This is a genomic window from Shewanella oncorhynchi (genome assembly GCF_012584455.1).
GTDB classification, from domain to species: domain Bacteria; phylum Pseudomonadota; class Gammaproteobacteria; order Enterobacterales; family Shewanellaceae; genus Shewanella; species Shewanella oncorhynchi.
Window position 1 is genome coordinate 190586 of sequence record NZ_JABAEB010000005.1, and the last position, 14865, is coordinate 205450.

Sequence of the window (14865 nt, forward strand, 5' to 3'; positions counted from 1 at the left end):
ATGCTGCATTGAAAACTTATTACATTAAATCAGCGATCTAGATCTCAATATCAGTTTATTATGAAATTCCCTTACATAAAGCCGTGTCAGATCAACTTTTATGGGCTTTTTTTGGTTATCCTTAGCGCGAATTTATTATGCTAGTCACACCGTAAGGTAACTTTTATATGCAAAAAGATGCGACCAGTGTTCTTGGAACACCTCAAAGCACACAGAATCTAGATTCAACGAAACACTTACCTTGGACTCGCCAAGACACGACTTGGATGTTGAGTTTGTTCGGCACTGCCGTTGGCGCTGGAATTTTATTTTTACCTATCAATGCGGGCATGGGCGGCTTTTGGCCTCTTGTGTTAATGGCAGTGATCATCGGTCCTATGACCTATCTTGCCCACCGTGGTTTATCTCGTTTTGTTTGTTCATCAAGCATTCCTGGTAGCGACATTACTCAAGTAGTTGAAGAGCATTTTGGTGTTGGCGCGGGTAAAGCCATTACCGTACTGTATTTCTTTGCTATCTATCCGATTGTATTAATTTACGGTGTGGGTATTACCAACACTGTCGATAGCTTTATCGTCAATCAGTTAGGCATGGCATCGCCACCACGCTTCATTCTATCGGGTGTATTGATCCTCGGTATGATGGCTGTAATGGTCGCAGGTGAGAAATTCATGCTCAAAGTGACACAATTGCTGGTGTATCCGCTGGTGGGTATTTTGGCCTTTATGTCTATCTACCTGATCCCTGAATGGAAAATGGATGCTTTACTCGTTGTACCAGAAGCGGGTGCATTTTTAGGCACAGTTTGGTTAACGATTCCAGTTTTAGTGTTTGCCTTTAACCATTCTCCAGCGATTTCACAGTTTTCTGTGTCATTGAAACGTGACCATGGCGCGAATGCTTCTCGCAAAGCTGATGTTATTTTACGTAATACTTCCATGATGTTAGTGGGCTTTGTGATGTTGTTTGTGTTCTCTTGTGTGCTGTCATTATCGCCAGCACAATTGGCCGAAGCGAAAGCTCAGAATCTACCGATTTTGTCTTATCTCGCCAACGTGCATTCAAGTGGTTTTGTGAGCTACTTTGGTCCATTAATCGCCTTTATCGCGATTGTGTCTTCTTTCTTTGGCCATTACATGGGCGCGACAGAAGGCATGAAGGGGATTATTGTTAAGCAGTTAGACACGAATAAAAAAGGCATTTCAGAGCAAAAAATCAACAAATTTATTCTGGTGTTTATGTTTGTGACGATTTGGGCCGTGGCAATCAAAAACCCAAGTATTTTGAATATGATTGAAGCTTTAGGTGGCCCAATTATCGCGGCTATCCTGTACTTGATGCCTATGTACGCTGTATACAAAGTGCCAGCATTAAAAGCGCACCGTGGTCGCATCAGCAATATCTTCGTGGTTATAGCGGGTTTATTGGCAATGACGGCTATTCTGTTTGGCTTCTTTCGTTAAGTTTTAATCTTAGTAGAAACGCGGTTTGAATGTGAATCGTGAGTCGTAAAAAGAAAAGGATCGTGCCATTGGCCCGATCCTTTTTTATTACGTATAAGATTTGAATCGCTTATTTTTCTTCGTACATTAAGTAGTAACTCTGCTTCATCCCTAACGCTTGATAGGTCTGCTGTGCGGCGAGGTTTTCTTGCTCGACATATAAACGGAAGCTGGCGGCACCACCATTGGCTTCGGCCAGTTGTTTGACTTCGCTGTAGAGTTTGGCATAGATGCCTTGACGACGATTTTTCGGGCGAATATACACACTCTGGATCCAGTAATAATCCTTCGCACGCCAATCGCTCCATTCAAATGTCACCATGAGTGAGCCGACGAGCTCACCTGCGATTTCAGCGACCAGGTAAAACCCTTTTTGCGGGCTCTCAAGTAGCGTGCCCACACCTCGAGTCAGTGTCGCTTCATCTAAGGCTAGGCCTTCTGTTTCTTGTGCCATGGCCTGATTAAACTGCACTAAAGCGATTAGGTCTTGAGCCTTAGCTTTACGAATCAACATACTACAACTCCTAGGCGGTTATTTGGCAATACCGCTCTTGTTTAGTAAACAACATTTTGTGATTCACTTTATCATGGAACGACAAGGGATAACGAGTTTGGCAGTGGCAGGTTAGGCACTGATATTATTTATTACTGTGGATATTTGTACGACTAAAGTCTTATCTGCTAGGCTTATCTTTAGTGTCCTTTCGCTGAACTAAGTGAGTTAATGATGGGATTTATTAAGTCTACTCGCCGCTATAAACTTAAGATTTTACCTGTCTATGATATTGCTGCTGATGAACAGATAAATCATCTTCTGCATTTTATTTTAACGCTGTTGAGCTTCGGTTTATGGGGTTTAGTTTGGTGGTGGTTGGTCTTAAAAGCTAACGGTAAGTCCGACTTTATTTTCAGTGGTTTTGATGAAGATTATTGGAGTTATTTGATTGAGCGTGAGCAACCGCCTGCGTCGCTTTATCGTCAGCAAATAGCACCAAAAAAAATCACAGAATATTTTGATGCTTAAGCAGGAAAACTAACATCTCAGCGGCCAATTTAACAAAGTTGGTTTGGTTAATATTACTGATTTTAAGGCGGTTTAGCTCAACGTGACCCAGATCATCCCTCGATTAAAACCCCTCTGCTAGACTCGGCGATTGCCCCATTTAGACTGAGAAACTAGCGCGCTAGTTTTGGTCTTTGCCCCATCATAGTTTCGAATTCAAGGTTATCAATATGACAAAACAAAAGTCGTCAGCATTAGGCCGTGTTTGGTCTCGCTGGATGTCAGTGCCGCTGTGGCTGCAAATTGTTATCGGTATGGTGCTAGGTATTTTAGTAGGCATCATCTTCGGCGAGCAAGCGACTCACTTAAAACCGATAGGCACCTTGTTTGTTAATTCCATTAAGATGCTGATTGTGCCATTGGTATTTTGCTCACTGATTGTGGGCGTTACTTCGATGCAAGATACGAACAAGATGGGGCGTATTGGTTTTAAATCTTTTGCGTTTTATCTCTTTACCACGGCTATCGCGATCACTATCGGTTTGATTGTCGGTTATGTTCTTCAACCCGGTGCAGGTTTAGGTTTGTCATTGGCAGATGGCACGGCTGAAACTGCCAAAGAAATACCTTCTTTAGTCGATACTTTGATCGACATAGTACCGACGAATCCTATTGCGGCTTTAGCAAGCGGGCAAATTTTGCAAGTTATAGTATTTGCGATTGTTTTAGGTATCGCCTTAGTGCTGATTGGCGAGCATGGAAAACCTGCAATTAAAGTGTTCGAAAGTTTAGCTGAGGCCATGTATAAAATGGCCGACATGGTGATGAAGCTCACACCCTACGGTGTATTTGGTCTAATGGCTTGGGTAGCGGGGGAGTATGGGATTGATATGCTCTGGCCACTGATCAAAGTCATTATTGCTGTGTACCTTGGCTGTATTATTCATGTGATTGGATTCTATAGTTTGTTACTGCGCGGATTTGCGAAGTTAAGCCCGCTGCAGTTTTTTAAAGGGATTAGCAATGCCATGTTAGTGGCGTTTACCACGTCGAGCTCTGCGGGCACGCTTCCTGTGAGTATGAAGTGTGCGAGTGAAAATTTGGGAGTTCATAAGAAGATCTCTAGCTTCGTGTTACCGCTAGGCACCACCATCAATATGGATGGCACAGCGTTATACCAAGGTGTCACAGTGCTGTTTGTGGCACAAGCGTTTGGTATCGACCTGACTGTCGTCGATTATCTCACCATTATTTTAACGGCGACGTTGGCCTCTATTGGTACTGCGGGAGTGCCCGGTGCGGGTTTAGTGATGTTGACTTTAGTACTTACAACCGTAGGGCTTCCCTTAGAAGGGGTGGCATTGATTGCGGGAATTGACCGTATTTTAGATATGGTGCGTACTGTGGTAAACGTCTCCGGTGACTTAGTGGCGACGACTGTTATTGCAAAGTCTGAAGATGAGCTGGATATGGCGCATTATAATGCCGACATAGATCAAAGCGCCGTAATAGCCGAACAGAATATCGCCCTCGAAATTGCAGCGGCTAAGAGTGTCAAAGCATAGGGACCTTTTATTGCTGGTTCGTTAACTAAAAAACCGCCATTGGCGGTTTTTTTATGCTGACAAGTTTTATGGTTACTTCATTTGGCTTAACACTAACACTGGCTTGTCGTCGCTGTTAAGTAAGGTAAGTCGGCCTTGCACTAATTTTGCTTTGGTAACTAATGGCATAGCTTGCATCACTTTGTGCTCTTGCTGCATTAGGGCATCCACACAGGCTTTCATTGTGCTACCGGCAGGAGATAGCTTAAGCTCTTCGCCTTGCTGAGTATATTGACCGAAAAAGTTATTGCAGCTGTTGTTGCCATGTAATTTACCTTCGGCCTCAAAGGTGATTTGCGCTGGGCTGTAATCGATAGTCGGTTGGCCTTGGACCATTTCAATGTGCCAGCGGCCTTCTAATGGAATGGTATCATTTGGGGCTATATCGGCACTTTGGCAGGCGGTGATGCCTAAGAGTAATGCACCTAAGATGAATGTTTGTTTTAACATCGTTGCGGTTCCTTTTTCCATGATTATGGCCATAGTGTGACAAGTTTTTCGTAAGATCTAAAGGGGTTTATATGACAGGCTCATTTAAAAGTACTCTGAATTTGTTGAAGTTTTTACATTGGTTAGGTGTATTGATGCTAGTTTGTGGACTTGGGTTTTATATGTTGACGCAATGGAGTCTAGAGATAAGCGGCATGTTATTGATCTCAAGTCTGATTGGTTTAGGGTTGGTCTTAATGTCGCCCTATCCTGTGGTGCTGTTTATACAATGGGCGAAGCGCCAAGATGAGCATTCCAAGTAATTTTGTACTGCCTAATTAAGCTTAAATTTCATTAAATCAAAGCTCTGCCGAATCTGCGGCGGGATTATCGTACAAGCTTGAGTCAATGGCGGGTTCTACTGGCGTGTCTGCGGCTTGTGGTACAGGTGGGCGCATTGAATCAAGTTTACCCCGTGCTAGTTCCATCATAGGTGCAAGTTTGGCGCTGGATTCTGGGGTAAAAAAACTGTAACTCACATCGAGTTTTAGCTGATGGTTTTGTTGTTCTAGCTGTTTTTCCACCCGCTTCATAATATGTAGAACATCCCGTTCACCATCCACAAAAGCAAGTACCACAAATTGAGTGCTGTTGTAATGGGCGGCAACGTCAGCGGTTCTTATCGTATCTTGGATTAACTTGCCTAACAGTCTGTGGTGATTATTTTCGAGTGGTATTGGTGTGTTATCCGTGCTCAGTAATTCAAAGAAGATGATACCTGCATGGGCGCCAAAGCGGCGGCCTAAATTGAGCTGTCTTGGCGCCATCATCAAGAAGCCGTAATGGTTGAGCATGCCCGTTTCTTGATCGCGCATCGAAAGGGATTCAATTCTATGGTTCTGACACAGAAGGGATAATTCCTGTTGTAGTAAAATCTGAAATGGTTCGAGCATAGCGGCATTGACCAGTGGCTCTGTTATATGCGGGTTGAGTACACACAGGGCACCAAATTGGCTACCATCCGGCCAAGCGATAGGGCGCGAGAGAATGTGCTGAATGCCATCAAAATCCCTTGGTAAATCCTCTAACATAAAGCTGCCGAGGTTTTGATATAAACCATCAGGTTGGCTGTTTTGTATCTGTTTGAAGAGTTCGAGTGCTGGTGGATATAAAGTGCCTGCGGTAAATTGCGGTGTTTCAGTGATTGAACTGACAATGATCTCAAACCCTGCACTGATTTTTTGGAATATGAAAACCGTGTTGGCGTTGTAATAGCTTTTGATGAGCTCACATTGGTGCATCCAGCGTGTCAGATTCACTTGTTGATTATCGGTATCAAGTAAACTCAAGTTGGGATTAATGGTTTCTGGCAACATACAAACGCCTAACTATGGCTAAATATCCATTAAGTTTGGGAAATAAAAGGATATTTAGCAAATCAAAGCCCTAAATATTGCCTTGTTCTTGCTGTGCCTATTAACCCAACCGAGTATACTGGCGGGCTGAAATTGGGCCCAAAGCCGAAATAATGCTGTGAGAACACTGTGAAAATTAGACTAGCCTTACCTCAAGATGTTGATTTATTAGCGATGCTAGAGAAAAAACATCTTAATGATGAATTAGCTTCCGCCAGTATGGGGTTACAAGGGCAAGCTTTTTCCCACAGTGAATTGAGCGAATTAGTGCAGCACCATTGGGTCGTGGTGGCGCAGGTTGAGCAGCAGATCGTCGGTTACGTGATTGCAGGCCGTTGGGGATTTTTCGAACATTGGCCCATTTACCGCACTTTGTTGAATCGTTTGGGGCAACTCGATTGGGATGGACCTAAATTAACTAAGGTCAATTCTTGCCAATACGGGCCGATATGGGTGCAGCAAGCCTACCGTGGGCAAGGGATTTTCGAGGCATTAGTCCGTGAAATTCGTCGCCAAGTTGCTCCGCATTTTAGCTATATGTTGACCTTTATTGCTGAAGATAATGAACGTTCCTTTGCCGCTCACTCGGGTAAAGCGCACATGCAGGTTGTGGATTTTTTCACCGTTTCTGCAAGGGATTATTATTTAATGGCGGCAAAGACCCAAGCTTAGTTGTTCGACGATAAGAATTAAGGGTTAAATCTCTACTGATATCAATAACGGAGATAAATACATGCATGTGCAATTTGTTGAGTCATTATTAGCGACTTATGCCAAGGTCAATTTATCGGCTTGGGACAACTTGAGATTGGGCTTATCTGAGTGCGCTCACCATGGGTGTGAGGCGAGGGGATTTGAAGTCGAGTTTGCTTCCGATTCAGGGCAAGCACAGCATTATTGGGTAGAAGTAGGAGATATTTGGCTCGATTGTGGCCGAATCAATGCCTATTCTGCGACGATAACGCAACTGAGCGATGCGCAAGTCAGCCGCACGAATACGAAAAAGGCGCTAGAGTGCGCCATTTTATCCCAAGAGCAAATTGGTCTACTCTGCATGCAAAATGCCCATTTCGATCATTGCTAAGTGCGCTTATTCAGCCTGTATCTCAATCGTTTTTTGATTAATATTTCTTCATTAGAAAGTAGCGCTCAGGGGTTGTGGTGACTGTGCCTATGATCTCAAAACCTTGTTTCTCATAGAATACTGGGGCTTGAATCGATAAGGTATCCACTTGGGCTACTAGGCAACCGCGTTGTTTCGCCTCTGCTTCTGCAAGTGCCATCAGTTTACGCCCAAGCCCTGTGCCTCTGGTTTGGTCATCAACCCAGACGACATTGATTAAGAAGTTTTTATAGATAGTTCGGCCACCCACACCACCAATCAACTTGCCAGCTTCATCACGTGCAATGACAGTCAAAGGTACTGATTTCTCGGGTCCTAAGAGCCCAGCATTATATTGCCGAACGCCGTCTACCAGCGCATCCACAATCGCGATATTTTCTTCACTAATAACTTCAAAGTTCATATCAAAAACTCTTTCTGGAATGTGATTACTTTATAAAACGTAAATGTTATTTCTGTTGTATTCAACTTTTGATTGATCTTGCTAATGTTAATTATTATCATTCGCGAAATCATTTATAGGTTGCATTTGTAAACTAAGTTTACTAAACAGGAGAGGTTTATGTTATTTCGTCAAACTTGCTTGGCAGTTGCCATTACCGCTGTATTTGCGGGTAATTTTGTCCAAGCCGAAGAGGCTCCCGACAGAAAAATGGAAGTTATGGTTGTTACTGCCTCTGGATATGAACAGAAATTGGTTGATGCACCTGCCAGTATTTCTGTTATCACCCAAGAAGATTTGATGATAAAACCTTATACCACTCTCCTAGATGCAGTGCGTGACTTGGAGGGGGTTGATATTGGTGAAACCCGTGATAAAACAGGGCAAGGTACCATCAGTCTACGCGGTATGGGATCTGACTATACCTTAATCCTTGTCGATGGTAAGCGTCAGAATAACCATGGTGATATTTATCCAAACAGTTTTGGTGGCAATCAATTTGGTCATGTACCACCACTTGATGCTATTGATCGAATTGAAGTTATTCGTGGGCCAGCATCAACGTTATACGGTGCAGATGCTTTAGGTGGTGTGGTGAACATCATCACTAAAAAAGTGGGCGACGAATGGTCTGGCTCTATCACTCACAGCCGAACTCATCAAACCAATGATGCCTATGGCGAAGATATCACTACCGATTTCAGCGTGATGGGTCCCCTCATTAAAGGCGTTCTTGGGTTATCGATTCATGGCAGTATTTATGATCGAATGGGGTCTACACCAGAGTACGCACCAGTAGATTATCCTAATGGAGAAGTACGCACTCGTTCACTCGGTTTTGGTGGTGGCGGTAAAACCGTCGATAACGAAAATCATATGTTAGGTGGGAGTTTAAGTTGGACACTAAATGAACATCACAAAATTTGGTTTGATTTAGATTCCTCATCTCAAGATTATGATAATACGCCACTGATCAATGATAACGGTGAACGAGAGTATCCGCTTGGTACTGTTGATAATATCGATAGTCTCTGGATTGCCAGTAACTTCTGCAAAGGCGGTGTAGGTTCCCGTGAGGCTGCTTGTCTAGCCAGCGGTGGTGAATGGGCAAGACGATCAAATCCGCGAGCGGGTTACAGCGAGACTCAAAAATTTACCCGTGATGCTTGGGCGTTAACGCATGAAGGTGCTTGGGATTTTGGTACAAGCTTTGTGTCACTATCCTATGTAGACACACAAAATAATGGCCGCACACTGCCATTTACCACTGCTGAACGAGTATTACTACTGCAGATGATTGATGGTAAAGGGGATTACACCGGCATGACTGAAGCCGAACGTAAAGCGATTGCTGAATCCACTTTCCTGCCTAGACCTAAACGCGAAATGGCAAGTAATCAATATACGCTTGATATGAAACTCGATATTCCATTTGAAGCTGCAGGAAATCATGTCGCAGTGACGGGTGCGCAGGTGATTCGTGGTGAGTTGAAAGACGGTGTATTTGGTATGGAAGAAGGTACGCCTGGCGCAGTACAAGAACACAATATGTGGTCTGTTTTTGCTGAAGATACCTGGAGCATGACCTCTGATTTATCTGTTACTGCGGGTTTACGTCATGATGATCATGAAATATTTGGCAACCAACTCAGCCCACGTCTATACGGTGTTTACATCATTAATAATGAGTGGACAGTAAAAGGTGGGGTGAGCACAGGTTTTAAAACACCTAAAACCACACAATTGTATGATGGTGTCGTTGGCTTTGGTGGCCAAGGAACCTCACCGCAATTTGGTAACCCAGATCTCGAAGCTGAAACCAGTGTGTCCAGCGAAGTCGCCTTGTATTGGTCTCATCCAGATGGCCATAATTTTAACGTCACTATCTTTAAAAATGACTTTGACGATAAGATTGCTTCACAACCCTGTGGTAAAGGTACGAGCATAGAATGTTCCGATGCGGGTGAATATGCTGATTTAGGTTATGCAGTCAGTAGCAAAACAGTCAACATAGATAAAGTTACTATTCAAGGTGCTGAGCTCGCGGGACGTTGGGAAATTCTAGATGCCTTAACGTTAAATGCTAATTATACCTACACAGATAGCGAGCAGAAAAGCGGTGCAGAGCAAGGCCGTCCACTCGGCAACAGTGCCAAGCATATGGCAAACGCGACATTAAAATGGGAGTTGACCGACTCATTTAACGTATTCTTGACCTCTGAATACCGTGCTAAACGTTATCGCTCTTGGGATATCATTAATGATGCTGCACTCTACTATAAGGGTTATAACGTGTTCCATCTTGGTGGTTCTTATCAGGCGAGTGAGTTTGTCACCTTCAACATGCGAGTAAATAACTTGTTTGATAAAGATTTTACTTCATACGATATTGTCTTCACCGAATGTAGTGACACTAGCACAACTTGTGTCTCTGACGACAATGGCCAAAACGGATACACAGCATCTTACGTTGATGATTTTAATAACAAAGATAAGGCCCGTAACTTCTGGGTTGGTATGAATGTACGTTTCTAAACTAATACTCTGTGCATTAGTCATTATTTGATATTCATGGGCGATAGATAAAACTGAGAGTTACCCGTTTGATAAAGGTATCCACTATCAATTAAACAATAGGGTAACTCTCATTACTCATTACTCAGTGCACCTGCACTGTGCTGGAGAGTCCGCACTATCGAGCCATCAATAAAGACCCATTCCGTGTCGGCCATTTTCACTAAAGCTTTGAGTAAATAGGCCTGAATGTCTTTTTAGACCATAAATGAAACCCTCTAAAAACCGTACTCCAATGGCCCAACTCTTTGGGTCAATCTTGCTAAGGGGGGCCTGCTAGAAGGCGGTAAAGAATGCCTTCGAATGTTTGTCTATGTTCAGGTTTATCATAAACATGGCCTGTGCTGTTCATTAAATGAAATAGCGTTTCCCTGCGTGCATTGGTTAGTATCAATCTTGGCATGCTCTCTAAAAATCATTCTCGAAAGCTCAATAGATCCTAGATGAAGTCAGAAACATTAAAGGTGCTAGCGTATAAGTCTAAAGTATCAGCCATTGCCCGTTTGGGTAAGTACCAATATAACCAAAGGGTATTCTTCCACAGAGATACCAAAATAGGCGTTCACTCGTAAAGGCTGAAAGTTTAACGTCAGCTAGTAGCAGTGTTGCGAGCGTATTAGCGTCATCGGATGTCAGCGCGCATATTTCTGCAACGGGAATAATTTTCCAAGTGGAGAGGTAAGCTGACTTAGACATTTCATCGACTTCGCTGTCAGAAATCCAAGCATGCACATCATTTACTACTGCCTTTGTTTTTAACGAATTTGCCAAGTCATGATCAGTTACACACAGGCTTTCATAGTGGATTTCGTAAGGTGTTTCAAAAAAGGCTTCAGGATCGGATTCAAGAAAAGCGGCGATCTCCTCTAATGTACCGTATGTCTTTGCTGTTTCCTCTGGCAGACCTACGTTGGCTGCCCATGCACAAGATTGAAGTTGCTGTAATAAGATGGCGTTATCGGTCATGGGATCAGTGCACTCTAATGGTCTGTGTATATGCTGCTTTTTATCTTGCCATATTTGTCTTAGCACTATTAATCTAACTAAATGTCAGACATAAAAAAACCGCTGGGTAGCGGTTTTTTATGGGTCTTAAGTGTAAAAATTGAAATGAATTAAGACTATAGACCCGCGTCAGCACGTAATATTTCGGCTTTATCAGTCGCTTCCCATGGGAATTCGCTGCGACCAAAGTGGCCATAAGCGGCGGTCGCTTGATAAATTGGACGTGCTAAATCTAGCATGGCCGTTAAACCGTATGGGCGCAGTTCAAAGTGTTGACGTACTAACTTGATCAGCACTTCTTCAGATACTTTACCGGTACCGAAGGTCTCGATGCTGATAGAGGTAGGCTCTGCCACACCAATTGCGTAAGACACTTGGATTTCACAGCGATCAGCAAGACCTGCTGCAACTATGTTTTTTGCCACATAACGGGCAGCATATGCCGCGCTACGATCCACTTTTGATGGATCTTTACCAGAGAATGCGCCACCACCATGACGGGCCATGCCGCCGTAGGTGTCAACGATGATCTTACGACCCGTTAAGCCGCAATCGCCTACTGGACCACCGATAACAAAACGGCCAGTTGGGTTGATAAAGAACTTAGTATCTTTGTTTAACCATTGAGCCGGTAACACTGGCTTGATGATGGTTTCCATCACACCTTCAATTAAGTCGGCTTGTGAAACGTCATCTCTGTGCTGAGTCGATAACACGACTGCATCGATACCGACAATTTTGCCATCATCATAGGCAAAAGTGACTTGGCTTTTCGCATCTGGGCGTAACCAAGGTAGCGTGCCATTTTTACGGACTTCAGACTGACGTTTCACTAATGCGTGGGCATAGGTGATAGGTGCAGGCATCAGAATATCGGTTTCGTTGTTGGCATAGCCAAACATTAACCCTTGATCGCCAGCACCTTGCTCTGCAGGGTCTGCGCGGTCTACACCTTGATTAATGTCGGGTGATTGCTTACCAATGGCGTTTAATACTGCGCACGAGTCTGCATCAAACCCCATATCTGAATGGATATAACCAATTTCACGCACCGTTTTACGGGTGATTTCTTCAATATCAACCCAGGCAGAGGTAGTGACTTCACCACCCACTAATACCATGCCGGTTTTGACATAAGTTTCACACGCTACGCGTGCTTTTGGATCTTGAGCCAGAATTGCATCTAGCACAGCATCAGAAATCTGATCTGCAATCTTATCGGGATGACCTTCTGAGACCGACTCAGAAGTAAACAAGTGCTTTGCCATAGTAGGAAAATCTCGTCGTTAGCATTCAAACGTGTAGAAGCATCTACATCTAGACGGCTATTTTAGTTTAAATCCGATTGCCGATCACCCCCGATAATAAAAAATCCTCTCAGATTGTGACCTGAAAACGACTACGCTCAGTCATAAATAGGTTATTTTTCTTATATTTCATAGTATTAAGTTTGCTATGTTTTTGAGAAATTTATTTCTCCATTACAAGTGATCCTTGCTATGCCCTCTCAAGTAAACGCGAGCAAAGTGACCGGCTTGTTTCTGCGACTTGTATACCCAAGCGACCTGAATCCTGCATCTTCAGGTTGTTTGGGTACATATTCGCCCATCTTTTGCTGAGTGAATGGTAATTTTAGTTTGCGTCACACTGGCATGTAGGGGAAAATATGCATCCAAATTGCCCGCTAGACCCCACAAACAAGCAGGAGAGAGCATGTCTTCCCGTAAAGTACTCGCAAACGCAATCCGTGCGTTAAGTATGGATGCAGTTCAAAAAGCAAATTCAGGCCATCCCGGCGCCCCAATGGGTATGGCAGATATTGCTGAAGTGCTGTGGAATGATTTCCTTAAGCACAACCCGAACAATCCGAAATGGGTAGATAGAGATCGTTTTATCCTCTCTAACGGTCACGGTTCAATGCTGATTTACTCTTTACTTCACCTGACTGGTTATGAATTACCAATTGAAGAGCTTAAACAGTTCCGTCAATTGCATTCTAAAACCCCGGGTCACCCAGAATACGGTTACACCCCAGGTGTTGAAACCACAACGGGTCCACTCGGTGCGGGCATCAGCAACGCTGTTGGTATGGCGATTGCTGAGAAAACCTTAGCGGCACAGTTTAACCGTGATGGTCACGATATCGTTGATCACTACACTTACTGCTTCCTCGGCGATGGCTGTTTGATGGAAGGTATTTCCCACGAAGCCTGTTCATTAGCCGGTACTTTAGGTTTAGGTAAACTGATCGCATTTTGGGATGACAACGGTATTTCTATCGATGGCCATGTTGAAGGCTGGTTCACCGATGATACACCAAAACGTTTTGAAGCTTACGGCTGGCATGTGATTGCCGGTGTTGATGGTCACGATAGCGCGGCAATCCGTGCTGCTATCGAAGCGGCTAAAGCCGTTACCGATAAACCAACCATGATTTGCTGCAAAACCATTATCGGTTTTGGTTCACCCAACAAATCTGGCAGCCACGATTGTCACGGCGCGCCACTAGGCGATGCAGAAATCGCAGCCGCCCGTGAATTCCTTGGCTGGCCACATGCACCATTTGAAATCCCTGCTGATGTTTATGCCGGTTGGGATGCCAAAGAAGCTGGTGCGGCCCGTGAAGCAGCGTGGAACGAGAAGTTTGCAGCTTATAGCGCAGCTCACCCAGAACTGGCTGCTGAATACGAGCGCCGTGTACTGAAAGGTGAATTACCTGCTGATTTCGAAGAAAAAGCGCAGGCATTTATTCAAGCATCACAGGACAAAGCCGAAGGGATTGCGAGCCGTAAAGCGTCACAAAATGCTATCGGTGCATTTGGCGCTATGTTGCCTGAACTGTTAGGCGGCTCTGCTGACTTAGCGGGTTCTAACTTGACACTGTGGTCAGGTTCTAAAGGTATTCAAGACGATCCAGCTGGTAACTACATTTACTACGGCGTGCGTGAATTCGGCATGAGCGGCATTATGAACGGTGCTTCGCTGCATGGTGGTTTCATCAACTACGGCGCAACGTTCATGATGTTCATGGAATACGCCCGTAACGCAGTCCGTATGTCGGCGCTGATGGGTATTCAAAACATCTTCGTTTATACCCATGACTCTATCGGTCAAGGTGAAGATGGCCCAACGCATCAACCAGTTGAGCAATTAGCTAACCTGCGTATGACGCCAAATATGGCCGTATGGCGTCCATGTGATGCGGCAGAAACGGCAGTTTCTTGGAAAGCTGCGATTGAGCGCCGTAATGCACCTACGTCACTGATCTTCAGCCGTCAAAACCTGAAAGCTCAAGCGCGTACCGCTGAGCAATTAGCTAATGTGGCTAAAGGTGCTTATGTACTGCAAGACTGTGCGGGTACACCAGAACTGATCCTGATCGCAACTGGTAGCGAAGTACAATTGGCAATGGATGCAGCCGCTGCACTGACTGAGCAAGGTAAACACGTTCGCGTCGTCTCTATGCCATCGACAACTGAGTTCGATAAGCAAGATGCCGCGTATAAAGAATCTGTATTACCACGTGCTGTGACTAAACGTGTGGCTATTGAAGCGGCGCATACCGATTTCTGGTACAAGTACGTCGGGTTTGAAGGCACAGTTGTGGGCATGACCACATTTGGTGAGTCTGCGCCGGGTAACGTGCTATTGAATCACTTCGGTTTCACCGTTGAAAATGTGCTGAATGCTGCAAAATCATTGGGCTAATCGCTCAAGGGATTAGATTCAATACAAAAGGTTAAACTTTTTAAGTGTTAATCTGTATAA

The 14865-nt window shown here is 44.3% G+C and carries 14 protein-coding genes and 1 pseudogene; 8 read left to right on the top strand and 7 right to left on the bottom strand.

Annotated elements, in window-relative coordinates:
- Positions 1–167: 167 nt before the first annotated feature.
- Entirely contained in the window at positions 168–1463 is a 1296-nt protein-coding gene (locus HGO26_RS09610; RefSeq protein WP_028761640.1) for an SLC5/6 family protein, read from the top strand.
- 109 nt (positions 1464–1572) lie between these two features.
- On the opposite strand, the gene HGO26_RS09615 is transcribed toward HGO26_RS09610, so the two are convergent.
- On the bottom strand, positions 1573–2016 hold the full coding sequence (locus tag HGO26_RS09615; protein ID WP_105250107.1) for a GNAT family N-acetyltransferase: 444 nt from the start codon (positions 2014–2016) through the stop codon (positions 1573–1575).
- A gap of 213 nt (positions 2017–2229) precedes the next feature.
- Here HGO26_RS09615 and HGO26_RS09620 point away from each other — a divergent pair, with 213 nt between their 5' ends.
- Complete coding sequence (locus HGO26_RS09620; protein ID WP_168825074.1) at positions 2230–2526, top strand: hypothetical protein; 297 nt, start codon at positions 2230–2232, stop codon at positions 2524–2526.
- 209 nt (positions 2527–2735) lie between these two features.
- Positions 2736–4070 carry a dicarboxylate/amino acid:cation symporter gene (locus HGO26_RS09625; RefSeq protein WP_168824840.1) on the top strand — a complete coding sequence of 445 codons (1335 nt, stop codon included), beginning with the start codon at positions 2736–2738 and terminating at the stop codon, positions 4068–4070.
- 72 nt (positions 4071–4142) lie between these two features.
- On the opposite strand, the gene HGO26_RS09630 is transcribed toward HGO26_RS09625, so the two are convergent.
- Positions 4143–4559: an META domain-containing protein gene (locus HGO26_RS09630; protein ID WP_113939802.1), complete on the bottom strand. Its 417-nt coding sequence runs from the start codon at positions 4557–4559 to the stop codon at positions 4143–4145.
- 71 nt (positions 4560–4630) lie between these two features.
- On the opposite strand from HGO26_RS09630, the gene HGO26_RS09635 reads away from it, so the two are divergent.
- Complete coding sequence (locus HGO26_RS09635) at positions 4631–4861, top strand: hypothetical protein (protein WP_028759411.1); 231 nt, start codon at positions 4631–4633, stop codon at positions 4859–4861.
- Between the two features lie 36 nt (positions 4862–4897).
- On the opposite strand, the gene HGO26_RS09640 is transcribed toward HGO26_RS09635, so the two are convergent.
- Positions 4898–5914 carry a GGDEF domain-containing protein gene (locus tag HGO26_RS09640; RefSeq protein WP_168824842.1) on the bottom strand — a complete coding sequence of 339 codons (1017 nt, stop codon included), beginning with the start codon at positions 5912–5914 and terminating at the stop codon, positions 4898–4900.
- 168 nt (positions 5915–6082) lie between these two features.
- On the opposite strand from HGO26_RS09640, the gene HGO26_RS09645 reads away from it, so the two are divergent.
- Complete coding sequence (locus HGO26_RS09645; protein ID WP_168824844.1) at positions 6083–6625, top strand: GNAT family N-acetyltransferase; 543 nt, start codon at positions 6083–6085, stop codon at positions 6623–6625.
- Between the two features lie 61 nt (positions 6626–6686).
- The gene (locus HGO26_RS09650; protein WP_168824846.1) at positions 6687–7037 is read left to right on the top strand and encodes a hypothetical protein; all 351 of its coding nucleotides are present in this window, start codon (positions 6687–6689) and stop codon (positions 7035–7037) included.
- Positions 7038–7074: 37 nt separating this feature from the next.
- On the opposite strand, the gene HGO26_RS09655 is transcribed toward HGO26_RS09650, so the two are convergent.
- Positions 7075–7479: a GNAT family N-acetyltransferase gene (locus HGO26_RS09655; protein ID WP_168824848.1), complete on the bottom strand. Its 405-nt coding sequence runs from the start codon at positions 7477–7479 to the stop codon at positions 7075–7077.
- Between the two features lie 159 nt (positions 7480–7638).
- Here HGO26_RS09655 and HGO26_RS09660 point away from each other — a divergent pair, with 159 nt between their 5' ends.
- Positions 7639–10053, top strand: coding sequence for a TonB-dependent receptor domain-containing protein (locus HGO26_RS09660; RefSeq protein WP_168824849.1), 2415 nt, complete (start codon positions 7639–7641; stop codon positions 10051–10053).
- Positions 10054–10169: 116 nt separating this feature from the next.
- On the opposite strand, the pseudogene HGO26_RS09665 reads toward HGO26_RS09660, so the two are convergent.
- The 3 genes and pseudogenes from HGO26_RS09665 to metK all read right to left on the bottom strand — a co-directional run.
- Positions 10170–10495, bottom strand: a pseudogene (locus HGO26_RS09665) (transposase); the annotation flags it as partial.
- Between the two features lie 77 nt (positions 10496–10572).
- Complete coding sequence (locus HGO26_RS09670) at positions 10573–11058, bottom strand: hypothetical protein (RefSeq protein ID WP_168824852.1); 486 nt, start codon at positions 11056–11058, stop codon at positions 10573–10575.
- Positions 11059–11213: 155 nt separating this feature from the next.
- Positions 11214–12365, bottom strand: coding sequence for a methionine adenosyltransferase (gene metK / locus HGO26_RS09675; RefSeq protein ID WP_168824854.1), 1152 nt, complete (start codon positions 12363–12365; stop codon positions 11214–11216).
- A 445-nt stretch (positions 12366–12810) separates the two neighbouring features.
- Here metK and tkt point away from each other — a divergent pair, with 445 nt between their 5' ends.
- Entirely contained in the window at positions 12811–14805 is a 1995-nt protein-coding gene (gene tkt / locus HGO26_RS09680; protein WP_168824856.1) for a transketolase, read from the top strand.
- The last annotated feature ends 60 nt before the right edge of the window (positions 14806–14865 follow it).